We start from the raw sequence: 16,284 nt of genomic DNA on the forward strand, positions 1-16,284 counted from the left end.
GTGTCACACGCTCTCCCCCGCCGGTTCCCGCTGCCGAACCTGGCGCGAGTCCTTGCGGCCATCCTGGCGTTCTGCGGCAACGGGTTTGAGCGGTAATGGACTGGTGGTGACCTTGTGGCCACGCACCAACGGAAGGGTCAGCCGGAAGCAGGCACCCTTGCCGGGTTCGCCCCACGCCTCGAGCCGGCCCTGGTGCAGCCTGGCATCCTCGATGCTGATCGCCAGGCCCAGTCCCGTTCCGCCGGAACGACGCACACGTGACGGGTCCGAACGCCAGAACCGGCTGAACACCAGCTTCTCCTCGCCCGGGCGCAGGCCGACACCGAAGTCGCGGACGGTGACGGCGACGGTGTCCTCGTCGGCGGCCATCCGGATGTGAACCGGCTTGTGCTCGGCATGATCGATCGCGTTGGCGATCAGGTTGCGCAGGATCCGCTCGACGCGGCGGGCATCGACCTCGGCGATGACCTCACTGTCCGGCAGGTTGACCATCAGTTCAATCCCGGCCTCGTCGGCCAGATGCCCGACGTTGCCGAGCGCGCTGTTGACCGTGGAGCGCAAATCGACTGCCTCGACCGAGAGTTCGGCGACGCCGGCGTCGTGGCGGGAGATCTCGAGTAGATCGTTGAGCAGGGTTTCGAAGCGGTCGAGCTCGTTGACCATCAATTCGGTGGACCGGCGCAGTGCCGGATCCAGTTCCTCGGAGTGGTCGTGAATCAGGTCTGCTGCCATCCGCACCGTGGTCAACGGCGTACGCAGTTCATGGCTGACGTCCGAGGTGAACCGGCGCTGCAGATTGCCGAACTCCTCGAGATTGGTGATCTGGCGCTGCAGGCTTTCGGCCATGTCGTTGAAGGACACCGCCAGCCGGGCCATGTCGTCCTCGCCGCGCACCGGCATCCGCTCCGACAGATGCCCCTCGGCAAAGCGTTCGGCGATCCGCGATGCCGAGCGCACCGGCAGGACCACCTGCCGCGACACCAGTAATGCGATCCCGGCCAGCAGGACCAGCAGTACCAGTCCACCGGTGGCCATCGTGCCGCGCACCAGGGTGATCGTGTTCTCCTCGCTGTTCAGCGGGAAGATCAGGTACGTCTCGAGATTCGGCACACGCGACGGCGTCGGCGTGCCGATCAGCAGCGCCGGACCGGTGAAGCCCTCGGTGCGCACCGTCGAGTACTGGTAGCTGACCTGGCCGGCTTTGACGAAGTCGCGCAACGATTTCGGGATCTGGTCTACCGGTCCCGCGGCGGTGGCCGCCCGCGGTCCGTCGCCGGGGACCATCAACACCGCGTCGAACGTGCCGGCCAACGCCGCACCGGACGACTGGCCGGTCTTGGAGATCAGCGTGTTTCGGGCCAGCTGCAGGCTGCTGTCCAGAGACCGCGCCTCTTCACCACTGACCGTTCCGCTGACCGTGTTGCGCGCCCGATCCAGTTCCTCGGTCGCCGCGTGGACCTTGACGTCGAGCACCCGGTTGGTGATCTGGCTGGTGAGCACGAAGCCGAGCGCGACGATGACGGCTGCCGACAGACCCAACGTCAGCACAACCACCCGCAACTGCAGCGACCGGCGCCAGATCAACCCCAGTGCTCGACTCAGCGCACTCGTACCCCGAACCAGGGGACCCGATCGTCCCCACGGACCGCGGATGCGCCGCCTCGAGCCGAACATCACCTGCGGCGCTCCTCCGCGCGCATCACGGCGGTCCGGCCTTGTAACCCACTCCTCGAACGGTCAGCACCACCTGCGGGTTCTCCGGGTCCTTCTCGACCTTCGCCCGCAACCGCTGGACATGCACGTTCACCAAACGGGTGTCGGCGGGGTGGCGATATCCCCACACCTGTTCGAGCAGCACATCTCGAGTAAACACCTGGCGTGGTTTACGTGCCAGCGCCACCAGCAGGTCGAACTCCAGCGGCGTCAGCGAAATCTGCTCGCCCTCCCGAGTGACCTTGTGCGCAGGCACGTCGATGTCGATGTCGGCGATCGAGAGCATCTCGGCCGGCTCGTCCTCGTTGCGCCGCAGCCGGGCACGCACGCGCGCCACCAGCTCCTTGGGTTTGAACGGCTTCATCACGTAGTCGTCGGCGCCCGACTCCAGGCCCAACACCACATCGACCGTGTCGGTCTTGGCGGTGAGCATGACGATCGGCACGCCGGAGTCCGCGCGCAGCACCCGGCACACATCGATGCCGTTCATGCCGGGCAACATGAGGTCCAGCAACACCAGATCGGGGCGGAGCTCACGCACAGCCGTCAGCGCCTGCGAGCCGTCGCCGATGACCGCGGTGTCGAAACCCTCGCCACGCAACACGATGGTGAGCATCTCGGCCAGCGATGGGTCGTCGTCGACTACGAGAATCCTTTGCCTCATGGTGTCCATGGTGTCACCGAATTGCGACAAACCCCGGCTACCACACGGGCGAGTTGCGACATTTCCGCTGCGTGGGGTCCTCTAACCGAGCAGCGAGGCCGCCAACGCCGCCGGATCGACGTCCGGGGCGACGATCGACCAGGGCCCACCCCAGTTAGCGGCACCCAGTTCGGCGTATACCGTGCCGGTCCGGCGCTGCAGTCCGTCGTCGCGCTCGTAGGCGTCCCGGGCCCGGTCGACCTCCTGCTGAGCCCGGTGCCTGGCCCGCTCGGCGGCCAACTCGACCGAGGCGTCGAGCAGGATCTGCCGATCGGGTGTGGGCAGGGCGAACCGGCCGTACTCGAGTTCGCCCACCCACGAGACCGCCTCACCCGAGGCGTCCTGGTGCAGACGGGCCGCGCTGTACGCCGCGTTGGAGGCGACGTAGCGATCGAGGATCACCACATCGTGTCGACGACGGAGATCGGCGATCTGATCGATCGCCCCGGCCCGGTCGAGGGCGAACAGCGTCGCCATCGCATACACCGACGAGGCCAGGTCGCCATGCTGACCGTGCAGCGCCTCGCTGGCGAGGTCCGCATGGATCGACTGGCCGTAGCGGGGGAAGGCCAGTGTGGTGACCGACCTTCCACCCGCTTCGAACGCGCGCTGCAGACCGTGGGTCAGAGTGCGCTTGCCTGCGCCGTCGAGTCCCTCGATGACGATGAGCACGCCGGGAGCCTAACGCTCAGTAGCGGTAATGCTCCGGCTTGTACGGGCCTTCGACGTCGACGCCGATGTACTCCGCCTGCTCCTTGGTGAGCTTGGTCAACGTGCCGCCGAGAGCCTCGACGTGGATCCGGGCCACCTTCTCGTCCAGATGCTTGGCCAGCCGGTAGACCTCGTTGTCGTACTCGTCGTTCTTGGTCCACAGCTCGATCTGGGCGATCACCTGGTTGGAGAAGCTGTTGCTCATCACGAACGACGGGTGGCCCGTCGCGTTACCCAGGTTCAGCAGCCGGCCCTCGGAGAGCACGATGATCGACTTGCCGGAGTCTCCGAAGACCCACTCGTCGACCTGCGGCTTGATGTTGATGCGGGTGGCGCCCGAGCGCTCGAGACGCGCCATCTCGATCTCGTCGTCGAAGTGACCGATGTTGCCCAGGATCGCCTGGTGCTTCATCGCCTTCATGTGTTCGAGGGTGATGATGCCCTGATTGCCGGTCGCGGTGATGACGATGTCCGCCCAGCCGATCGCCTCTTCGACCGACTTGACCTCGAAGCCGTCCATCAGCGCCTGCAGCGCGTTGATCGGGTCGATCTCGGTGACCGCGACGCGGGCGCCCTGAGCCTTGAGCGCCTCGGCGCAGCCCTTGCCGACGTCACCGTAGCCACACACCAGGGCCGCCTTGCCGCCGATCAGCACGTCGGTGCCGCGGTTGATGCCGTCGATCAGCGAGTGCCGGGTGCCGTACTTGTTGTCGAACTTGCTCTTGGTGACCGAGTCGTTGACGTTGATGGCCGGGAACGCGAGTTCACCGGCGGCGGCGAACTGGTACAGCCGCAGCACACCGGTGGTGGTCTCCTCGGTCACGCCCTGAACCGACTCGGCAATCTTGGTCCACTTGTCCTTCTCGGTCTCGAAGCGCGCACGGACCAGCGCCATGAAGACCTTCCACTCGTCGGAGGCGTCTTCCTCGGTGGGGGGCACCACACCGGCCTTCTCGAACTGCGCGCCGCGCAGCACCAGCATGGTGGCGTCGCCGCCGTCGTCGAGGATCATGTTCGCCGGCTCGCCGGGCCAGGTGAGCATCTGCTCGGCGGCCCACCAGTACTCCTCCAGCGTCTCGCCCTTCCAGGCGAAGATCGGGACGCCCTTGGGCTCGTCGACGGTTCCGTGCGGGCCGACGACGGTGGCCGCGGCCGCGTGATCCTGGGTGGAGAAGATGTTGCAGCTGGCCCAGCGGACCTCAGCACCGAGAGCAACCAGCGTCTCGATCAGCACCGCGGTCTGCACGGTCATGTGCAGCGAACCCGAGATCCGCGCACCCTTGAGCGGCTGGACGTCGTGGTATTCGCGGCGCAGCGCCATCAGGCCGGGCATCTCGTGTTCGGCCAGCCGGATCTCCTTGCGGCCGAATTCAGCCAGCGACAGGTCGGCGACCTTGAAGTCGATGCCGTTGCGCACATCGACGGTCAGTTCAGACATGTAGAGCCCCTTTTCGTTCGTCATTTGCCGGTGAGCGCGCGATACGCGCGCTGGCGACACCCTCAGCCTGCGGGCTCGCGGGACAGGCGCTTCACGCGCTCTGACAGCTAAGGAATATCGACTACACCGTAGCGTTCGGCGAACGGCGTCATCAATCGGGCCAGGTCTAAGGCCACATCGTGGTCGGCCTCGGGCGGCATCGACACGTAGCTCAGCGCGAGGCGCACGATCGCGCGGGCCAGCACCCCGGAGTCGGCCTCGCTGGCGCTGACCCAGCTGTTCATGAAGGCCTCGGTGAGCTTGGCCGAGGCACGGGTGATGATCGGCGCGCTGTCGGTGGTGATCATCTGCAGCAAGTCGGGTTTGGCGACGCCGGTCAGCAACGAGATCACCAGCGGGTCGGCGGCCGATTCGGTGAAGAACACCCGGAAGCCTTCGGTGAAGGCGGCCAGCACGTCGCCGACGTTGGAGCTGATCGCGGCTCCGATCGCGTCCACCAGGCGGTCGGCCAGCCGGATCGCGTATCCCTGCGCCAGACCTTGCCGGGAGCCGAACTCGTTGTAGATGGTCTGGCGGCTGACCCCGGCGGTGCGCGCCACGTCGGACAGGGTGATCGCGGACCAGTCCTTGGTCAGCAGTTCCTCGCGCATCGCGTCGAGGACCGAGTCCCGCAGCAGCGCGCGAGAGGCCTCGGGATAGGGCACCCGAGGACTCTTCACATGCGCGAGAGTAGTGGTCACGGCCTCGCGACTTCCACCATCTCGAAGTCCGACTTCGCCGCGCCGCAGTCCGGGCAGCTCCAGTCCTCCGGGATGTCGTCCCATCGGGTGCCCGGGGCGATGCCGTCCTCCGGCCAGCCTTTGGCTTCGTCGTACTCGAATCCGCACTGCACGCAGATAAACAGCTTGTAGTCCTGCTCGCTCACTGCTTGACACCTATCTCTTCGAAGTCGATTTTCTCTCGCACCCCGCAGTCGGGGCAGCACCAGTCGTCGGGTACCTCGGTCCAGGCGGTGCCGGGTGGGAAACCCTCCCGCGCAGCACCTTTCGCTTCGTCGTACACGTAGTCACAGATCGGGCACTGGTAGGCGCTCATGCGGGCACCCCGTACCGGGCCAGGATCTTCGCCCGACGGCGCGGGTCGATGTTCACCTTGGTGATGTCGCCGTCGTAGTGCTCGATGACCCGGTGGTCCATCATCCGCCGCCATACCCACGGGAAGTACGTCACACCGATCAAAGTCGCGTAGCCGCTTGGCAATTCGGGCGCCTCGGACATACTGCGCAGAGTCTGGTAGCGCCGGGTCGGGTTGGCGTGGTGGTCGCTGTGCCGCTGCAGGTGATACAGGAACAGGTTGGTCACCAGATGGTCGGAGTTCCAGCTGTGCTGCGGCGAGCACCGCTCGTAGCGGCCGTTCTCGTTCTTCTGGCGCAGCAGACCGTAGTGCTCCAGGTAGTTCACCGATTCCAGCATCGCGAATCCGAAGACCGCCTGGATGATCAGGAACGGAATCAGCGCGGGGCCGAACACCGCGATCAGCGCACCGAACAGCACCACCGACATCAGCCAGGCGTTGAGAACGTCGTTGCCCAGCCAGGTACGCGGATCCCACGGGCTCTTGCCGAGCCGGCGAATGCGGGCTGCCTCGAGCTTGACCGCCGAGCGTGCGCTACCAAACACGCTGCGCGGCAGGAACTCCCAGAACGTCTCCCCGAACCGCGCGGACGCCGGATCCTCCGGGGTGGCGACGCGGACGTGATGGCCGCGGTTGTGCTCGATGTAGAAGTGGCCGTAACAGGTCTGGGCCAGCGTGATCTTCGACAGCCATCGCTCCAGCGAGTCCTTCTTGTGTCCGAGTTCGTGCGCGGTGTTGATGCCCGTTCCGCCCAGCACGCCGACCGACAGCGCCAGACCGATCTTGGCGAACCAGCTCAGTGAGCCTTCGTAGCCCAGCCAGCTGAGGTCCGACGCGGTGAACATGTATGCGCCGAAGATCAGGCTGAGGAATTGGAACGGGATGAACGCGTACGTGCAGTACCGGTAGTACTTGTCGTTCTCCAGATACTCCATCAGCTCGTCCGGCGGGTTCTGGCCGTCGCGGCCGAACTTCAGGTCCAGCGCCGGCAGCAGCGCGTAGATCAGGAACGGGCCGACCCAGAAAAACACCTGGGACGCCGCGGTCCAGCCGAGCTGGTTCAGACCCCAGATGACCGGCAGCACCACGAACAGTGCGGTCGGTGCGATCAAGCCCATCAGCCACAGGTACCGCTTCTTGTCCCGCCAGCGCGCGGACGGCGCGGCACCGGCTGCGGTGTCCAGTTGAGACGTCACGACAGTTGCCTCCCTAGTCAGGTTCAGATGACTTGACTATAGAGGCAGATTTGTCGGGTGTCTAGACAAATGGTGCTTCTTTGTAAATCACCTGGCCGCGGCGGCCTCCCGCTTGGCCAACACCGAGTGGGATCGCCCGTAGAGCAGGTAGAACCCGACCCCGATGACCATCCACACTCCGAACCGGATCCAGGTCAGCCCGGTGAGATTGAGCATCAGCCATCCGCACGCCGCGATCGACAGGATGGGCAACACCGGGACCAGCGGTGCGCGGAACCCGCGCTCCAGGTCCGGGCGCGTCCGCCGAAGGATGATGACGCCGGCGGAGACCAGCATGAACGCGAACAGCGTCCCGACGTTGACCATCTCCTCGAGCTTGTCGATCGGGAAGACGGTGGCCGCGACGGCGGTGAGCACACCGACCAGCACGGTGATCCGCACCGGGGTGCCGCGAGTCCCGGTCTGGGCCAGCTGACGCGGCAGTAGGCCGTCACGAGCCATGGCGAACAACACTCGCGACAACCCGAGGATCAGCACCATGACCACCGTGGTCAGACCGGCCAGCGCTCCGATCGAGATCACCTTGGCGGCCCAGTCCACCCCGTTGAGCGAGAACGCCGTGGCCAGGTTGGCGTGGCCGTTGGCGGCCTTGTCGCGCAGGTCGCTGAATCGGACCATGCCCGACAACACGATTGAGACCGACACGTAGAGGACGGTGACGATCGCCAGCGAGGCGAGGATGCCTCGCGCGACGTCGCGCTGCGGGTTCTTGGTCTCCTCGGCCGTCGTGGCCACCACGTCGAACCCGATGAACGCGAAGAACACGATCGAGGCCCCGGCCAGCACGCCGTACAGGCCGTAATGGCTGCTCTCGGCCCCGGTCAGCAGGGAGAAGACCGACTGGTTGACGCCGGTTCCGGACGAACCCGCGCCACTTTCCGACGGCGGGATGAACGGGGAGAAGTTGGACGCCTTGATGTAGAACGCCCCGACGATGACCACGAGGGCGACGACCGCGACCTTGATGGCTGTGATCACCGCGGACACATTCGCCGAGAGCTTGGTGCCCAATGCGAGCAGGGTGGTGACAATCGCGACGATGAGCAGGGCGCCCCAGTCGAAGTTCAGCGGACCGATCGCCACCACACCACCGGAGAAGCCGAAGACGGTGCCCAGATAACTGGACCAGCCCTTGGCCACCACGGCGGCGCCGACCGCGAACTCCAAGATCAGGTCCCAGCCGATGATCCAGGCGACGAACTCCCCGAACGTTGCGTACGAGAAGGTGTAGGCGCTGCCGGCCACCGGCAGCAGCGAGGCGAACTCGGCGTAACACAGCGCCGCCAAACCGCAGGTCACGGCGGCGATGACAAACGACACCGAGATGGCGGGACCGGTGATGTTGCCGAAGGTCGATGCCGTGACGGTGAAGATGCCCGCGCCGACGACGACCGAGACGCCGAAGACCGTGAGGTCCCACCACGTCAGATTCTTGCGGAGCCGGGTGCCCGGTTCGTCGGTGTCGAGGATGGACTGCTCCACCGACTTGGTCCGCCACTTAGAGGTCATCTGCATGTTCCTTCTATTACCCCGGTTAGCCACAGTTTGAGCGGGTAATTATGAGGGCGTGGGCCAACCCCCGAAGCGTCACCATGCCATCGTCATCGGGGCCAGCATCGCAGGGCTGTGCGCTGCCCGGGTGCTGTCCGATCACTACGACCGGGTGACCGTCTACGAACGCGACACCCTGCCCCCCGAACCCGCGCACCGCGGCGCGGTGCCACAGGACCGCCACGTCCACATCCTGATGGCCCGCGGCGCGACCGAGTTCGAGGCGCTGTATCCCGGACTGCTCGACGACATGGTCGCCGCCGGCGTGGCGAAGCTGGAGAATCGGCCCGACTGCATCCACTTCGGTGCGGCCGGGCACGTGCTGGGCACCGGGCACACCCTGCAGCGCGAGTTCACCGCCTACGTGCCCAGCCGCAAGCAGCTGGAGTGGCAGATCCGCCGCCGCACCGCCGCCCTGCCGGCCGTCGACATCGTGCAGCGCGACGTCAACGCCCCGCGATTCGACGGGGAGCGCCAGACCGTCACCGGCGTCGAGTTGTCCGCGCCCGGCCAGGACGAGTTCGTCGCCGCAGATTTGGTCGTGGACGCCTCCGGCCGCGGCACCCGGTTACCGTCGTGGCTGGACGAATGGGGGTTCGCCCGCCCCCGGGAACAGACCATCGATGTCGGAATCTCCTACGCCACACAGCAGTTGCGTATCCCCGACGGCCTGATCACCGAGAAGGTCGTCGTGGCAGGGGCATCGCGGCGCCAGCAGGCCGGGCTGGGCATGCTGTTCTACGAGGACGGCACCTGGGGCTTGACCACGTTCACCGTCAATCACGTCCCGCCGCCTCAGACGTTGCCGGAGATCCACCAGATCGCCGACGAGGTGCTGCCTGCACCGCTGGCGTCAGCGATTCGTCGGGGAGAACCCTTGGGCGACATCGCTTTCCACCGCTATCCGGTCAGCCGATGGCGCCGGTACGACAAGCTTCAGCGGTTCCCCGGCGGGATCCTGCCCATCGGTGACGCCGTCGCGAGTTTCAACCCGACCTACGGCCAGGGCATGACGATGACCGCGCTACAGGTCGGACACCTGCGTCGGTTGTTGGACTCCGGTACCCACCGCCACCTCGCCTACGAATTGGCCCGCGCCACCGCGAAAACCACGTATCCCGTCTGGACGATGAACGCGATCGGCGACCTGACCCTGCACGGCACCGATGGCCCGGCGCCATGGTGGTACCACCCGGTCGGGTCGTTGTTCGATCAATTCCTCGGTGCCGCGGAAACCGACCGTGTTCTGGCGGAATGGTTTCTGCGCCGGTTCAGCCTGCTGGACAGTCTGTACATGGTTCCGCCCGCATCGATCATCGGCCGCGCGATCCGGCACAACATGTCGTCGTGGTGGGCGCAGAAGCGGTCTACCGCGCCAGTGCTCGATCCAGATCCGGTTCCAGGTAGATAACCTGCGCGGCGGGCACCGCCGAACGCACCGCCGCCTCCGCGGCGTCGATGGTGACAGCCACCGTGGCCAGGTCGGTATCGGGAGCCAACGCGATCTTGGCACCGACGAGCATTTCCTCGGGACCAAGGTACTGGGTACGGAGATGGATCACCCGGTCGACGTTGGCGGTCTGCTCGAGCGCCGCCTGGATCGCCCGGCAGTCCTCGGGAGTAGCGCCCTCACCGATCAGCAGGCTGTGCATTTCGACCATCAGGATCACCGCGATGACCCCGAGGAGCAGTCCGATCAACACGGTGCCGACGCCGTCCCACACCGGATTGCCGGTCAGGATCGTCAAGCCGACACCGGCGAGCGCGAACACCAGACCGATCAGGGCACCGGTGTCCTCGAGCAGGACCACGGGCAGCTCCGGATTGCGCGACCGGCGGATGAACTGCCACCACGAGCTGTTGCCCTTCAACGGACGTGACTCCACCATCGCGGTGCGAAAGCTGTAGGACTCCAGGGCAATTGCCACCGCCAGGATCACCACCGCCACGAGCGGCGAGGTCAGCGGTTCGGGGTGGCCGATCTTGTGGTAACCCTCGTACAGGGCGAAGATCGAGCCGAGGCTGAACAGCACCAGCGCCACGACGAACGAGTAGAAGTAACGACTGCGGCCGTACCCGAACTGGTGCAGGCTGTCGGCCTGCTTGCGCGCCTGGCGCTGACCGAACAGCAACAGCCCCTGATTCGACGTGTCGGCCACTGAGTGCACCGACTCGGCCAGCATCGAGGAGCTGCCGGTGATCAGGAATCCGACGAATTTCGCGACCGCGATGCCCGCGTTGGCGGCCAGCGCCGCGAGGATCGCCTTGGTGCTGCCCTCGGTCGACATGTGGTGTCCTCCCCCAGGCTCAGTTGTTCACAGGCCAACCGTAGCCCGGAACAACCGGGAGGGCGACGTCGCCTCCAGGCGGATCGGACCGTCGTCGGCGGCCACCCAGGCGGCGGACCCGCGATTGAGCTCCACCACATCCGACTTCGCGCGCACGAGCACTGAGCCCTCGGTGCAGACCAGGATCTGGGGACCGTCGTGGCGGGACGGGGCGTCGATCTCGTGGCCGAGGTTCTCGCCGTCGAGCATCAGGATGCAGGCGGCGAACTCCTGTGCGGGCGTCTCGTAGACCAGCTCGATGCCCTCGCGGTGGGTCGGTGCGCGCAGCATCGTCTCGTCGGCCGGCCGGAAGTCCAGCACGCGCAAGAGCTCGGGCACGTCGACGTGCTTGGGGGTCAGGCCACCGCGAAGCACGTTGTCGGAGTTGGCCATCACCTCCATGCCCACGCCGTGGATGTAACTGTGCAGGTTGCCTGCCGGCATGAAGATGGCCTCACCGGGGGCCAGCGTGATCCGGTTGAGCAGCATGGCCGCCAGCACACCCGCATCGCCGGGATAGCGCTCCCCCAGCTCCAACAGTGTCTTGGCCTCGTCGTCGAATTCCGTTGCACCCGAGCGCATATAGTCGACCGCACCGTCCAGGACGGCGGGGATCAGCACGTCCAGGTCGGGCTGCGGTGCGGTGATCCAGGTGGTGAACAGGGCGCGCAGACCGTCGGCGTCGGGCTGGCCGCTCAGCAGTCCGATGAACGGATCGAGCTCCGGCACCGCCAGGGCACGCATCAGATCGACCGAACGCGCGGCCGGCCGAAAGCCGCCGAGCGCGTGAAATTCGCTGAGCGCGACCAGCAATTCGGGCTTGTGGTTGCGGTCGCGATAGTTGCGGATCGGTGAATTGAGCGGCACGCCCAGACGGTCCTCGCGCACATAACCTTCGACGGCCTGCTCCGCGCTGGGATGGGCTTGCAGCGACAGCGGCTCCTCGGCGGCCAGCACCTTCACCAGCAGGGGCAGCACGTCGCCGTACCGACCGCGTACGGCCGGCCCCAACTGGCCGTCCGGATCGGCCCGCACGGCGTCGAGCAACGACCTCTCGCCGTCGGCGGTCTCCAACCACGCCGGGTCCCCAGGATGAGCGCCCAGCCACAATTCGGCTTCGGGATGCGCTGTTGGCGAAGGCCTTCCGGTGAACTCCGCGATCGCTGTCCGAGATCCCCATGCGTAGGTGCGTATCGCACCACGTAGCAATTCCACTGGGACGTTATCCCCCCACCAATCTGAGATAAACCGCGGCCATCTGCAGTCGCACGGCCAGCGTGGCGAGCTGTTGCTCGGCTCGCCCTGTTGGGGCCGCAACCGACCCCCCCTCCCCGAAGTCTTGCGCCCCGACCAGATCGACGTCGTCGAAACCACTCACGCGCGCGGCGAGCATCGCGCGTTCGGAATCCAGGGTCAAAGCCAACACCTTCGGGCCCCTCGACAGTGGACCGTCGAGCTCCTCGTCGTGGAACAACGCGTCCACCGGATCGCCGAATTGATGCGCGATGCCGGTACGCAACGCGACCAGCGCGTCGGACAATCCGGCGGCGGCGACGGCCTGGCCGGCCAGCCGCAGTAACACCGTCGCGGCGTACCGGGCCAGCCCCAGGGTGGCCGCACAATCGCCGGCGAGCACGACCTGCCTGCCGGACATCCGCTCGGCCAGCGCCTTCGCCGGATTGGTGAACACGTCGCGACTTACGCTGTTGCGCAACGCCTCGGCGTCGAGCTCATCGGCCAGGGTGGCCAGATCGGCCTGCAGCGCGGGGTCGACAGCCTGCATTGTCGCCAGTCCGGCCGCGAGGTAGCGGCTCAGCCCGAATTCGTCGGGCGTGTGCAGCCGGGGCTCGAGCACCGCGGTCCGTCCTGCGGTGGCGTCGCGCAGCGGACCCTCGTAGGGCGCGGCGACGACCACGCGGGCGCCGCGGCGCACCGCGGTCGCTGCGGCGGAGACGAGCGCCGGATCCCCGGCGTCGTCCCCGGCCACGACGAGAACGTCGAGCGGACCGATCCAGGGCGGAGATTCGGCGGCCACCACGATCGGCTCCCCGGCCACTCCGCCGAGGGTGGCGGCCAGCATGGTGCCGGCGCTCTCGGCCGCGCCGGCGGCGGCGACCCAGATGACGGTGCGTGGTCGATAGTCGGCGGCCAGCAGTGCCAGTTCGCCCTCGTCGACCGCGGCCGCGGTGGCGCGTACCTGAGCGCCGGCCATCGCGGCGGCCCGCAAGAGTCCGTCGCGGTCGGCTTCCAGAAGGCCCTCGGTGTCGTCGAGGTCGATGGTGGCGTGCGCAGCGCTCATGGCGCCGCCCCGGCCGGCTGGGCGGCGATGTCCTCGGACACGCGGCGGACGATCTCCTCGATCTCCTGTGCGCTGCGCGCTTCGACGTTGAGGCGCAACAGCGGTTCGGTGTTGGAGGTGCGCAGGTTGAACCAGGCCCCTTCACCGAGGTCGACGGTCACCCCGTCGAGATGGTCCAGCGAAACAGTCTCCCGCCCAAAGGCTTTCAGAACAGACTCGACGCACGTCGGCGCGTCGGCCACCCGGAAGTTGATCTCACCGGAGGCCTCGTAGCGCTGGTAGTTCGCCATCAGTTCCGACAGCGGCCGGTCTTGCTCACCCAGCGCGGCCAGCACATGCAGGGCGGCCAGCATGCCCGAGTCCGCACCCCAGAAGTCGCGGAAGTAGTAGTGCGCCGAATGTTCACCACCGAAGATCGCTCCGGTGTCGGCCATCAGAGCCTTGATATATGAATGCCCGACGCGCGAGCGCAGCGGCGTTCCACCCCGTTCGACGACCAACTCGGGCACCGCACGGGACGTGATCAGGTTGTGGATGACGGTGGCGCCGATCTCCCGGGAGAGTTCGCGACCGGCGACCAGCGCGGTGACCGCCGACGGGGAAACGGGGCCACCGCGTTCGTCGACGACGAAACACCGGTCGGCGTCACCATCGAACGCCAGCCCGATGTCCGCTCCGGTCTCCACCACGAATTTCTGTAGGTCGGCCAAATTGGCCGGCTCCAGCGGATTGGCCTCATGGTTGGGAAACGAACCGTCGAGCTCGAAATACAGCGGCAGCACCGTCAGCGACTCGATCGGGCCGAGCACCGCCGGCGTCGTGTGGCCGGCCATGCCGTTGCCTGCGTCGACCGCGACCCGCAGTGGTCGCAGGTCGGCGACGTCGACCAGCGAACGGAGGAACTTCCCATACTCGGCCAGCACATCCTGGTCACGGACCTGCCCATGCGGCCCGTCGTAGCCGGGAACCCCGGCGATCACTTCGTCGCGGATGATCGCCAGCCCGGTGTCCTCACCGACGGGCTTCGCCCCGGCGCGGCACAGCTTGATGCCGTTGTAGGCAGCCGGATTATGGCTGGCGGTGAACATGGCGCCCGCGCAATCCAGGAAACCGGACGCAAAGTACAGCTGATCGGTGGAGGCCAGCCCGATCCGCACCACATCGAGACCCTGGGCGGTGACCCCGTCGGCGAATGCCGCGGCGAGCGCCGGCGAGCTTTCGCGCATGTCGTAGCCGATCGCGATCCGGTCGCCGCCCTCGTCGCGAATCAGGCGGGCGAACGCGGCGGCGACGTCGGAGACGAACGCGTCGTCGATCTCTTGCCCGACCAGACCGCGCACGTCATAAGCCTTGATCACACGGCGAACCGCGTCGGCGGGCCTCGACATGACAGATCTCCTGACCGAGAGGGACTCTTGGCCGCCAGCCTATCTGTTCCGCGCCCCCGGCAAGGGCGGCTATCGGGTCAGTCGGTGGGGTCCGGCAGTACCCGCAGGTGCCCACGGCGGCGGCCGGCGGTCGTCGGTCGATGCGCAGCCGCCGGCATTATCGGAGTTCCGGTCGCGGGCGCATGCGCGGCGCCGCTGGGATCGGAGAACCCGGCGATCGGCGGCCGCGCCGGCAACTCACGGCCTTCCCGGACTGCGTCGGCGAGGGCGACGAGGTCATCCTCATCGGGGAACTCCGGCAGCGGCCCGGCGTGGCGAACCAGCTCCCAACCGCGTGGGGCGGTGATCCGATTGGCATGAGTGATGCACAGATCCCACGAATGCGGTTCGCGGGAGATTGCCAGCGGCCCGACGACCGCAGTCGAATCTGAGTAGACGAACGTCAGCGTCGCCACCGCATATTGGGGGCATCCAGGCCGGCAGCAGCGACGAGGAACATTCACGTCCGTGAGGCTATCGCGGTTCATTCACAGGTAGCCGGGGGACACGCGCAGCCGCCAGGCGGCCGATTCACAACCGTTACGATCACATCCGTGGCCGATTCCCGCAGCTCCCGGCGAGGTGGCCGATCCGGTGGCAGCCCGGGGTCGCGCCGGGGGCGTGAGATGCGGGGTCCATTGCTGCCGCCCACGGTGCCTGGGTGGCGCAGTCGCGCGGAGCGGTTCGACATGGCGGTGCTGGAAGCCTATGAGCCGATCGAGCGGCGCTGGCAACAACGGCTCACCGGCCTGGACGTTGCCGTCGACGAGATCCCGCGCATCGCGCCGAAGGATCCGGACAGTGTGCAGTGGCCCGCGGAAGTGGTGGCCGACGGGCCGATCGCGTTGGCCCGGCTGATCCCAGCCGGAGTGGACGTTCGCGGAAACTCGACACGCGCCCGAATTGTACTGTTTCGCAAGCCGATCGAGCGCCGGGCCAAGGACTCGATCGATCTGACCGATCTTCTTCACGAGATTCTGGTGGCGCAGGTGGCCACCTATCTCGGGGTCGAGCCGTCGGTCATCGACCCGACCATTGACGACGACTGAGTCGGAGTCTCCGACCAGCGGTCGTCGTCAGATGATGCCGCGCTTGAGGCGACGACGCTCCCGCTCGGAGAGTCCGCCCCAGATACCGAAGCGCTCATCGTTGGCCAAGGCGTACTCAAGGCACGACTCACGGACCTCGCAGCCCAAGCAGATCCGCTTGGCCTCGCGGGTGGAACCGCCCTTCTCGGGGAAGAACGCTTCGGGATCGGTCTGCGCGCACAGCGCGCGTTCCTGCCACTGGTCTTCGTCATCGGCCGAATCCGGCGTCGCATCGATGATCGGGTCTGGCACCAAACTCAAGTGAGCGCGTGCCATTACCCCCATCGTCTGCGAACCGGTAATGGACTGCGGCAACCCCATCGTGCCGAACACGTGCTCATAGGACATTTCCGCCTCCTCACCTGGTTTCGTAGATCTTTTGCATGTCGCCCACTATTGAAGTGTGCCCAACTCGTTCGAACACTTGGTCGAATCGCGGTCTGGGACACCGAAACCGGCTGGTCCGACCGGGAAATGACACTGATGTGATTAGACACTTATGCAGTGGCCCGGTCAAGCGATTGAACCGAAATTAATACCATTTCCCTTGGATAATTCGGCGAGTCGATGCCCCGGCGTGTCCTCGGAGTGACGCGATCGTGACCGCGTTCGTCGCCGAAACGGCCGACCGCCTAGT

17 protein-coding genes are annotated in these 16,284 nt (G+C 66.6%); 2 read left to right on the forward strand and 15 right to left on the reverse strand.

What is annotated here, in order from left to right; genetic code table 11:
- Positions 1-3: 3 nt before the first annotated feature.
- The 9 genes from mtrB to D3H54_RS21865 all read right to left on the reverse strand — a co-directional run bounded on the left by mtrB (position 4) and on the right by D3H54_RS21865 (position 8,464).
- Positions 4-1,677, reverse strand: coding sequence for an MtrAB system histidine kinase MtrB (mtrB, locus tag D3H54_RS21825; protein WP_149381107.1), 1,674 nt, complete (start codon positions 1,675-1,677; stop codon positions 4-6).
- Between the two features lie 22 nt (positions 1,678-1,699).
- Positions 1,700-2,386: a two-component system response regulator MtrA gene (gene mtrA / locus D3H54_RS21830; RefSeq protein ID WP_071947075.1), complete on the reverse strand. Its 687-nt coding sequence runs from the start codon at positions 2,384-2,386 to the stop codon at positions 1,700-1,702.
- A gap of 72 nt (positions 2,387-2,458) precedes the next feature.
- On the reverse strand, positions 2,459-3,088 hold the full coding sequence (locus D3H54_RS21835; protein WP_149381109.1) for a dTMP kinase: 630 nt from the start codon (positions 3,086-3,088) through the stop codon (positions 2,459-2,461).
- A gap of 16 nt (positions 3,089-3,104) precedes the next feature.
- Positions 3,105-4,565, reverse strand: coding sequence for an adenosylhomocysteinase (gene ahcY / locus D3H54_RS21840; protein WP_149381111.1), 1,461 nt, complete (start codon positions 4,563-4,565; stop codon positions 3,105-3,107).
- Positions 4,566-4,672: 107 nt separating this feature from the next.
- Complete coding sequence (locus D3H54_RS21845; protein WP_286199311.1) at positions 4,673-5,215, reverse strand: TetR family transcriptional regulator; 543 nt, start codon at positions 5,213-5,215, stop codon at positions 4,673-4,675.
- An 86-nt stretch (positions 5,216-5,301) separates the two neighbouring features.
- A complete protein-coding gene (locus D3H54_RS21850; RefSeq protein ID WP_102808604.1) occupies positions 5,302-5,490 on the reverse strand; it encodes a rubredoxin in 189 nt (62 codons plus the stop codon).
- A complete protein-coding gene (locus tag D3H54_RS21855; protein WP_149381113.1) occupies positions 5,487-5,660 on the reverse strand; it encodes a rubredoxin in 174 nt (57 codons plus the stop codon). The genes D3H54_RS21850 and D3H54_RS21855 overlap by 4 nt, the downstream gene beginning before the upstream one ends.
- Positions 5,657-6,817 (reverse strand): alkane 1-monooxygenase, encoded by a 1,161-nt coding sequence (locus D3H54_RS21860; protein ID WP_286199312.1) that lies wholly within the window; start codon positions 6,815-6,817, stop codon positions 5,657-5,659. The genes D3H54_RS21855 and D3H54_RS21860 overlap by 4 nt, the downstream gene beginning before the upstream one ends.
- A gap of 165 nt (positions 6,818-6,982) precedes the next feature.
- Entirely contained in the window at positions 6,983-8,464 is a 1,482-nt protein-coding gene (locus D3H54_RS21865; protein WP_149381117.1) for an amino acid permease, read from the reverse strand.
- Positions 8,465-8,522: 58 nt separating this feature from the next.
- Between D3H54_RS21865 and D3H54_RS21870 the strand changes: the two genes are divergently transcribed.
- On the forward strand, positions 8,523-9,917 hold the full coding sequence (locus tag D3H54_RS21870; protein ID WP_149381120.1) for an FAD-dependent oxidoreductase: 1,395 nt from the start codon (positions 8,523-8,525) through the stop codon (positions 9,915-9,917).
- On the opposite strand, the gene D3H54_RS21875 is transcribed toward D3H54_RS21870, so the two are convergent.
- The 5 genes from D3H54_RS21875 to D3H54_RS21895 all read right to left on the reverse strand — a co-directional run bounded on the left by D3H54_RS21875 (position 9,874) and on the right by D3H54_RS21895 (position 15,023).
- Entirely contained in the window at positions 9,874-10,794 is a 921-nt protein-coding gene (locus D3H54_RS21875; RefSeq protein WP_149381122.1) for a cation diffusion facilitator family transporter, read from the reverse strand. The two genes, D3H54_RS21870 and D3H54_RS21875, sit on opposite strands and share 44 nt — an antisense overlap.
- Before the next feature lie 27 nt (positions 10,795-10,821).
- Positions 10,822-12,048 carry a mannose-6-phosphate isomerase, class I gene (gene manA, locus D3H54_RS21880; RefSeq protein ID WP_149381124.1) on the reverse strand — a complete coding sequence of 409 codons (1,227 nt, stop codon included), beginning with the start codon at positions 12,046-12,048 and terminating at the stop codon, positions 10,822-10,824.
- 7 nt (positions 12,049-12,055) lie between these two features.
- On the reverse strand, positions 12,056-13,132 hold the full coding sequence (locus tag D3H54_RS21885) for a TobH protein (protein ID WP_149381126.1): 1,077 nt from the start codon (positions 13,130-13,132) through the stop codon (positions 12,056-12,058).
- Positions 13,129-14,520 (reverse strand): phosphomannomutase/phosphoglucomutase, encoded by a 1,392-nt coding sequence (locus tag D3H54_RS21890; protein ID WP_149381129.1) that lies wholly within the window; start codon positions 14,518-14,520, stop codon positions 13,129-13,131. The genes D3H54_RS21885 and D3H54_RS21890 overlap by 4 nt, the downstream gene beginning before the upstream one ends.
- A 77-nt stretch (positions 14,521-14,597) precedes the next feature.
- Positions 14,598-15,023 (reverse strand): DUF3499 domain-containing protein, encoded by a 426-nt coding sequence (locus D3H54_RS21895; protein WP_210419580.1) that lies wholly within the window; start codon positions 15,021-15,023, stop codon positions 14,598-14,600.
- 162 nt (positions 15,024-15,185) lie between these two features.
- On the opposite strand from D3H54_RS21895, the gene D3H54_RS21900 reads away from it, so the two are divergent.
- Positions 15,186-15,608 carry a metallopeptidase family protein gene (locus tag D3H54_RS21900; RefSeq protein ID WP_036340282.1) on the forward strand — a complete coding sequence of 141 codons (423 nt, stop codon included), beginning with the start codon at positions 15,186-15,188 and terminating at the stop codon, positions 15,606-15,608.
- Between the two features lie 27 nt (positions 15,609-15,635).
- Here D3H54_RS21900 and D3H54_RS21905 read toward each other — a convergent pair whose 3' ends face one another.
- On the reverse strand, positions 15,636-15,995 hold the full coding sequence (locus D3H54_RS21905; RefSeq protein ID WP_149381132.1) for a WhiB family transcriptional regulator: 360 nt from the start codon (positions 15,993-15,995) through the stop codon (positions 15,636-15,638).
- Positions 15,996-16,284 lie beyond the last annotated feature (289 nt).

Origin of the sequence: Mycobacterium sp. ELW1, from assembly GCF_008329905.1 — a bacterium.
Taxonomy (GTDB): Bacteria; Actinomycetota; Actinomycetes; order Mycobacteriales; family Mycobacteriaceae; genus Mycobacterium.

Bases quoted from the DNA above. Each gene is read 5' to 3' on its own strand.
- mtrA (WP_071947075.1), bottom strand. From the start codon at position 2,386: ATGGACACCATGAGGCAAAGGATTCTCGTAGTCGACGACGACCCATCG.
- ahcY (WP_149381111.1), bottom strand. From the start codon at position 4,565: ATGTCTGAACTGACCGTCGATGTGCGCAACGGCATCGACTTCAAGGTC.
- D3H54_RS21845 (WP_286199311.1), bottom strand. From the start codon at position 5,215: ATGCGCGAGGAACTGCTGACCAAGGACTGGTCCGCGATCACCCTGTCC.
- D3H54_RS21855 (WP_149381113.1), bottom strand. From the start codon at position 5,660: ATGAGCGCCTACCAGTGCCCGATCTGTGACTACGTGTACGACGAAGCG.
- D3H54_RS21860 (WP_286199312.1), bottom strand. From the start codon at position 6,817: ATGGGCTTGATCGCACCGACCGCACTGTTCGTGGTGCTGCCGGTCATC.
- D3H54_RS21865 (WP_149381117.1), bottom strand. From the start codon at position 8,464: ATGACCTCTAAGTGGCGGACCAAGTCGGTGGAGCAGTCCATCCTCGAC.
- D3H54_RS21875 (WP_149381122.1), bottom strand. From the start codon at position 10,794: ATGTCGACCGAGGGCAGCACCAAGGCGATCCTCGCGGCGCTGGCCGCC.
- D3H54_RS21885 (WP_149381126.1), bottom strand. From the start codon at position 13,132: ATGAGCGCTGCGCACGCCACCATCGACCTCGACGACACCGAGGGCCTT.
- D3H54_RS21890 (WP_149381129.1), bottom strand. From the start codon at position 14,520: ATGTCGAGGCCCGCCGACGCGGTTCGCCGTGTGATCAAGGCTTATGAC.
- D3H54_RS21900 (WP_036340282.1), top strand. From the start codon at position 15,186: ATGCGGGGTCCATTGCTGCCGCCCACGGTGCCTGGGTGGCGCAGTCGC.
- D3H54_RS21905 (WP_149381132.1), bottom strand. From the start codon at position 15,995: ATGTCCTATGAGCACGTGTTCGGCACGATGGGGTTGCCGCAGTCCATT.